The 6,582-nt window shown below is 68.0% G+C and carries 7 protein-coding genes and 1 pseudogene; 6 read left to right on the top strand and 2 right to left on the bottom strand.

Annotation, left to right across the window (positions count from 1 at the left end):
- From ACR2JI_RS16330 to ACR2JI_RS16310, 5 genes are all read left to right on the top strand, one after another.
- A partial coding sequence (locus tag ACR2JI_RS16330; protein WP_526391832.1) for an EF-Tu/IF-2/RF-3 family GTPase occupies positions 1-382 on the top strand: 382 nt, incomplete at its 5' end.
- Positions 383-384: 2 nt separating this feature from the next.
- Positions 385-846: a 30S ribosome-binding factor RbfA gene (gene rbfA / locus ACR2JI_RS16325; protein ID WP_526391830.1), complete on the top strand. Its 462-nt coding sequence runs from the start codon at positions 385-387 to the stop codon at positions 844-846.
- Between the two features lie 46 nt (positions 847-892).
- Positions 893-1,810 (top strand): DHH family phosphoesterase, encoded by a 918-nt coding sequence (locus tag ACR2JI_RS16320; protein ID WP_526391834.1) that lies wholly within the window; start codon positions 893-895, stop codon positions 1,808-1,810.
- Between the two features lie 36 nt (positions 1,811-1,846).
- Complete coding sequence (locus tag ACR2JI_RS16315; RefSeq protein ID WP_526391828.1) at positions 1,847-3,142, top strand: MATE family efflux transporter; 1,296 nt, start codon at positions 1,847-1,849, stop codon at positions 3,140-3,142.
- Positions 3,143-3,167: 25 nt separating this feature from the next.
- On the top strand, positions 3,168-3,863 hold the full coding sequence (locus ACR2JI_RS16310) for a DUF6629 family protein (protein ID WP_526391826.1): 696 nt from the start codon (positions 3,168-3,170) through the stop codon (positions 3,861-3,863).
- Here the strand turns inward: ACR2JI_RS16310 and ACR2JI_RS16305 are convergent.
- Positions 3,856-4,614 (bottom strand): enoyl-CoA hydratase, encoded by a 759-nt coding sequence (locus tag ACR2JI_RS16305; RefSeq protein ID WP_526391824.1) that lies wholly within the window; start codon positions 4,612-4,614, stop codon positions 3,856-3,858. The genes ACR2JI_RS16310 and ACR2JI_RS16305 overlap by 8 nt on opposite strands.
- Before the next feature lie 159 nt (positions 4,615-4,773).
- Positions 4,774-6,390, bottom strand: a complete 1,617-nt coding sequence (locus ACR2JI_RS16300) for a CocE/NonD family hydrolase (protein WP_526391822.1) — start codon at positions 6,388-6,390, stop codon at positions 4,774-4,776.
- 37 nt (positions 6,391-6,427) lie between these two features.
- Between ACR2JI_RS16300 and ACR2JI_RS16295 the strand changes: the two are divergent.
- A pseudogene (locus tag ACR2JI_RS16295) lies at positions 6,428-6,582 on the top strand (metallophosphoesterase); the annotation flags it as partial.

The raw sequence follows: 6,582 nt of genomic DNA, 5'->3' as shown, positions 1-6,582 counted from the left end.
TGTGGAGATCCGCTACTACTCGGTGATCTACCAGGCGATCGACGAGATCGAGAAGGCCCTCAAGGGCATGCTCAAGCCGATCTACGAGGAGAAGGAACTCGGCCGCGCCGAGATCCGGGCGATCTTCCGCTCGTCCAAGGTGGGCAATATCGCCGGCTGCCTGGTGCAGTCGGGCATCATGCGCCGCAACGCCAAAGCGCGGCTGCTGCGGGACAACGTCGTCATCGCCGAGAACCTCACCATCTCCTCGCTCAAGCGGGAGAAGGATGATGCCACCGAGGTCCGCGAGGGCTACGAGTGCGGTCTGACGGTGACCTACAACGACATCAAAGAGGGCGACGTCATCGAGACCTACGAGCTGGTCGAGAAGGCACGGGTGTAGGCGTGGCTGATCCGGCACGGGCCAAGCGCCTGGCCAAGCGGATCTCTACGATCGTCGCTTCGGCGATCGAGTATGAGATCAAGGATCCGCGGCTGGTCGGGGTCACCATCACAGACGCCAAGGTGACCGGTGATCTGCACGACGCAACGCTGTACTACACGGTGATGGGTCCGGCACTGGACGTCGAGCCCGACTATGCCGGTGTTGCCGCTGCGCTGGAGAGTGCGACCGGTGTGCTGCGCAACAAGGTCGGCGCCGGAACCGGGGTGCGATTCACCCCGACCCTGGCCTTCATCCGCGATACCGTGCCAGATGTCGCTCACCACATGGAGGAGCTGCTGGCCCGCGCCCGTGCCGCCGACGCAGACGTGGCGCGGATCCGCGAAGGTGCCACTCCGGCGGGCGACGCCCAGCCCTACCGCGTGGTGGGAGAAGAGGCCAGTGGCGAAGACCCCGACGACTGAGATCGCCCGGGCCGGCAGGCGAGTCGACGCCGCCGGTGCGGCGGCGATGCTGGCGGCCGCCGGCTCGGTCGTCATCCTGTGCCACGTGCAACCCGACGCCGACACCATCGGTGCCGCGTTGGGGCTCGGTCTGGTGCTGGCCCGCGCCGGCACGCCCGTCCAGGTCAGCTTCTGCGACACGATGCCCGAGTCGTTGCGCACCCTGCCGGGTTGTGACCTGGTGGTGAGCCCGCAGGCCGTCCGCCGCGACGCAGACCTGGTGGTGACTGTCGATGTGCCCAGCGCCAGCCGACTCGGTGAGTTGGTCGCGCTCACCTCGGAACCTGAGGTCCTGGTGATCGATCACCACAAGTCGAATACCCTGTATGGATCGGCGAATTTCGTTGATGCGCAGGCTGATTCGACCACCATGCTGGTGGCCGAGTTGCTGGATTCCTGGGGTAGGGAGATCGACGTCGAGGTAGCTCGCTGCCTCTACGCAGGACTGAGCATCGACACCGGATCCTTCAAGTGGGCATCACCGGACGCACTGCGGTTGGCCGCGCGACTGGTTGATGCCGGCGTCGACAACGCGGCGATGAGCCGGCTCCTACACGACACCCATCCGTTCGGCTGGCTACCCCTGCTGTCGCGGGTGCTCGCCAGCGCGCAACTGCTGCCGGACGCTGCTGGCGGGGGAGGTCTGGTGCACGTCGTCGTCACGCACTCCGACTGGTCCGATCACCGGTCCGAAGAGGTTGAGTGCATCGTCGACATCGTGCGCACCACCGGGGAGGCCGAAGTCGCCGCGGTCTTCAAAGAGGTTGCCCCGCAACGGTGGTCGGTCTCACTGCGGTCTAAAGGATGTGATGTGTCAGCGGTGGCTACCGGCTTCGGCGGTGGCGGACACACCCGGGCCGCCGGCTATTCGGCCAGCGGGCCGATCGAAGATGTGGTGGCGGAACTGGCCGCCGCTCTGGGCTGACGCGCGCCGGTGCCGTCGGGGCCTGGTTTCTCGGGTTTGGGACGCCGCATCGCCGCACTGGCGATACCAGCGCTGGGGGTGCTGGCGGCCGAACCGCTCTACCTGCTCTTCGACACCGCCGTCATCGGACGTCTCGGTGCGGTCGCACTGGCGGGCCTTGCCGTCGGTGGCCTGATCGTCGCACTGGTCAGTACCCAGTTGACCTTCCTGTCGTACGGCACCACCGCCCGATCGGCGAGGTTCCACGGCGCCGGTGACCGGATGGCCGCGGTCCGGGAGGGTGTCCAGGCGACCTGGCTGGCGGTCGGACTCGGCGTCCTGGCGGTCGTCGTCATCCAACTGGTTGCCGCACCGCTGGTCTCGGCGATCGCCGGCGGCGGGGATATCGCCACCGCCGCATGCCAGTGGTTGCGCATCGCCATCCTCGCCGCTCCCGCGATCCTGATCTCGATGGCCGGCAACGGCTGGATGCGGGGTGTGCAGGACACCGCGCGGCCGCTGCGCTACGTGGTGACCGGATTCGGGTTGTCGGCGGTGCTGTGCCCGCTGCTGGTCTACGGATGGGCGGGCCTGCCGCGGTGGGAACTGGCCGGGTCGGCGGTGGCCAACCTGGTGGGGCAGTGGGTGGCCGCGCTGCTGTTCTGTCGCGCGCTGCTGCGCGAGCGGGTTCGGTGGCGTCCCGACTGGCCGGTGTTGCGCAGACAGATCGTGATGGGTCGCGATCTGGTGGTGCGCACGATGGCCTTCCAGGCCTGCTTCATCTCCGCTGCCGCGGTTGCCGCCCGATTCGGGGCGGCCGCGCTGGCGGCCCACCAGGTGGTGCTGGGACTGTGGACTTTCCTTGCGCTGGTGCTGGATTCGCTGGCGATCGCGGCCCAGTCACTGGTGGGTGCCGCGCTCGGCGGGGGCGATCCGGCGGGCGCCAAGCGGGTGGCCTGGCGGGTCACCGGGTTCTCGTTGGCGGCCGGCGCTGTGCTGGCGGTGGTGTTGGCCATCGGTGCGTCGACGGTTCCGTCGCTGTTCACCGGTGATCGTGCGGTACTGGACGCGATCGGGGTGCCGTGGTGGTTCCTGGTCGCCCAACTACCGATCGCGGGGGTGGTATTCGGTCTGGACGGTGTGCTGATGGGCGCCGGCGACGCCGCGTTCATGCGCACCGCCACCGTCATCAGCGCGATCGTGGGCTTCCTTCCGCTGACGTGGCTGTCGCTGGTGTTCGGCTGGGGTCTGACCGGGATCTGGGCCGGCCTGAGTGCGTTCATCGGACTGCGGCTTGTGTTCGGTCTGTGGCGCGCGCTCTCCGACCGCTGGCTGGTGTCGGGCACCGGCTAGTCAGGTCCGTGCGACCATCTACCGCGTGTGCTTCTCGATGACAGCGGATCTGGTGGCAGGGACCGCATTGCTGCCGGTGGCGGTCCTGTCGCTCCGCGAGGCCAGAAACCTGCGGGAGTTGCCCTTCGCGTCGCTGCCGGCGATCTTCGCCGCGCACCAGTTCACCGAAGTCTTCGTATGGCTGGGCCTGGACGGCGCGGTGTCCCCGGGGTTGGCGGAACTGGCGATGCGGATATACCTGTTCATCGCGTGGCCGTTGCTGCCGATCTACGTGCCGTTGGCCGTGCTGATGCTCGAACCCCACGGAGCCCGGCTGCGGGTGGGGCCGCTGGTCGGGCTGGGCGCTGTCGTGTCGGCCTATCTCGCCTACGTGGTTCTGTTCAATCCCGTCGAGGTGATCCGACACGAGCACGGGCTGGAATACGCCACCGTCGTCACGCACCCTCTGCTGTGGGCGGTGCTGTATATCGCCGCGGTGATCGGGGCGCCGATGTTGTCCGGCTACCGTTCGGTCGTCGCGTTCGGGGTACTCAACCTCATCGGCCTGGTGATGGTCGCGGTGTTCTACGTCCAGGCGTTCGCATCGCTGTGGTGTGTCTTCGCAGCCGGCTCCTCGCTGCTGATCCTGCTGCACATGGTGCTGCGCAGGCGGCTGCCGGATGCCGATCGGCTGCGCGGCGTGCGGTCGCTGGCCGAGGCCACTCCCGCCCGGCCTAGTTGACCTGCGATCGGCCCCGCTCGATCACCGAGGCACGGCTGGCGGCGATATCGTCACCGGTCGCAACGCGCATCCAGGCACGCGCACCCTCGGCTTCCATCCACAGCCCGGTGCTGGTGCCGGCCTCGTCGATGCGGTGATACGAGCTCAGCAGCGCCCGCACCGACTTCTGGTTGTTGCCCACGATCGAGGCGGCGATGGCGCGGGCGGCCGGCAGCAGTTCGCCGTGCGGGACGACCTCGGTGACCAGCCCGCAGCGCAGCGCATCGGCGGCCGACAGATAGTCACCGGTCATGCTCATCCGCCGCGCCATACCGACGCCGACCTTCTGCGGCAGCCGAACACTCAGACCCCAGGTCGGCAGTAGGCCCACCCGGGCGTGGGTGTCGGCGAACGCGGCCTTCTCCGAGGCGATCAGCATGTCGCAGTACAGCGCCAGTTCCAGCCCGCCGGTCACCGCCGCGCCGTTGATCGCCCCGATCACCGGCTTACTCATCGGCGGCCACTTGGGGGAGATGTCGGGCAGTTCGGTGGTGTTGCCGAGTTCTTTGAGGTCCAACCCCGCGCAGAACACCGGATCGGCCCCGGTGACGATCACCACGTCGACGCCGTCGTCGTCCTCGGCATCACGCAGAGCGGCAAAGAACTGCTTGCGCAGCGCCGAGGAGAGCGCGTTGCGCGACCCGGGGCGGTTGAACGTCAGGGTCCGCACCCGGTCGGTGGTATCGATGAGCAGAATGTCGGCGGTGGTCATGGTCACCACCGTAACCGTGGCTTGTGATGGCTCAGTAGACCCTAGGGTGGTGGGTATGCCCGATCGGAAACCGGCGAATCCGCGACTGATGTTGGCCCTGGTCATCACGTTCATGCTCGGCATCTCGATAGTCGCGATCATCGTCGCCACCCGCTGACCTCAACCGACCGGCAGGATCAGCCGTGAGGTTCCGCCGAGTCGGACGGTGTGAGTCGACGGGATCATCCGAAGGCCGCTGACCACCGGTTCGCCGGTGCCGAGGTTACGGGCGAACCGGGGGTGCGAACCTCCGGCGATCAGCACCCGGATTTGCGAGCCCGTGCCGAAGGTATGCGCGACGGGATCGAGTCGCAGGCGGATCGGACCGTCGTGGGCGGCGTCGAAGCGCTGGTATCCGTCGCTGACATTGCGTGAGTGCCCGCGCGCATCGATCTCGCTGACTCGCACGAATATGTCGAAGTGCGCGATATCGCAGCTGTGGTCGAGTTCGATCACCGGACTGCCGTACACGGTGACGTCGCTGCCCAGTGGATCGCTGGTGAAGCTCAGCACATCGGTGCGGCGGGCCAGTTCGGTGTCATCGCGGTACCCCGCCTGTCGCGACAGCAGCCGCCCGCCAATACTGGGGGTGGGATTGGCCGGGTCATAGCGAAAACGCGAAACCGCCTGTGCGGCTGACGGTTCGGTGGCGAGACTCCCTCCGGGCTGCAGGTACAGCACGGACTCCCGGGTGGACGGCGGCCAGTCCGGCATGGTCTCCCAGCGCCGGCTTCCGGTGATGAATACCCGCACCGGTTCCGACCGCGGCGCGGTGACATGCCCGCTCAGGTGGCTGCCCATCCAGGCCAGCGTCTCAGCGGCGGTGACGCCGGTCGCTTTGGTGACCATCTCGTCGTGGGTCCAGGGCCCGATCGTCATCGCGACGTCGACGTCGCGGCCGCGCAGGTGCCGGAACTGGTCGACGGTCTGGTTGAGGAAGACGTCCTGCCAGCCGGTCAGCAGCAGCACCGGCACCGCGCAGCGTTCCAGGGCCGCGGTCATCCGCATCGGCTCCCAGAACGGGTCGTCGCCGTCGGGATGAGCAAGCCAGCTCTCGTACCACCGAGACCGGCGCCCGAGCAGCGCCCGCCCGCCTTCGCCCAGCGGAACCTGCATCGCCCCGCGCGCCGTGCGTCGCGTCCCCTGGATCTGGTAGGCCAACCTCGGCCATGTGCCCCGTTCCTGGTGGGCCATCATGTCCGCCCAGCCCAGGAAGTCGTTGAGGGCGAACGCCCCGGTGCCCCAGCTGGTGCCGTGCAGGTCATGGGGGCCGACGGTGACGACGGCGGCGGCAAGTTCCGGCGGGGGATCCGACATCAGCGCCCACTGGGTGAAGCCCAGATAGGACAAACCGATGGTGCCGAAGGTGCCGGTGAACCAGGGCTGCTCGCGCAACCAGGCCACGGTGTCGGCGGCATCCTCGGCCTCGTGGACCATCGGTACGAAGACTCCGCCGGAGCCGAAGGTGCCCCGCACGCTCTGGAACACCACGTGATAGCCGCGTGCAGCGTAGATCTGGGCGTAGATGAACGAGAACGGGAACGCGCGGCCGTAGGGGCAGCGCACCAGGATGGTGCCCGCCGGGTGGGAGGTCTGGGGCGCGTAGTGGTCGGCGAGCAGGTCGACTCCGTCGCGCATCGGAACCCGCAGGCCCCGGTGCACCTGATAGCCGGTACTGGGCGGTGGCAGCCGTAGCGCCCTGCTCAAGGCGCGATGGGTCAACCGCGTGCTGGTCACCCGCCCACCATAGGTAACGCAAGTAGGCTGGCTCTTTATGGCTCCCACCCTCTGGGCGATCAGCGATCTGCACACCGGTCACACCGGCAACAAGCCGGTGACCGAGTCGCTGTACCCCGCGACACCGGACGACTGGCTGATCGTGGCCGGCGACGTCGCTGAACGCACCGATGACATCCTGTGGTCGCTGGA

This window comes from Mycobacterium sp. (genome assembly GCF_051006775.1).
Lineage (GTDB): Bacteria > Actinomycetota > Actinomycetes > Mycobacteriales > Mycobacteriaceae > Mycobacterium.
Note: the sequence above shows the minus strand (reverse complement) of the source record. Positions and strands in the feature narration are given on the sequence as shown.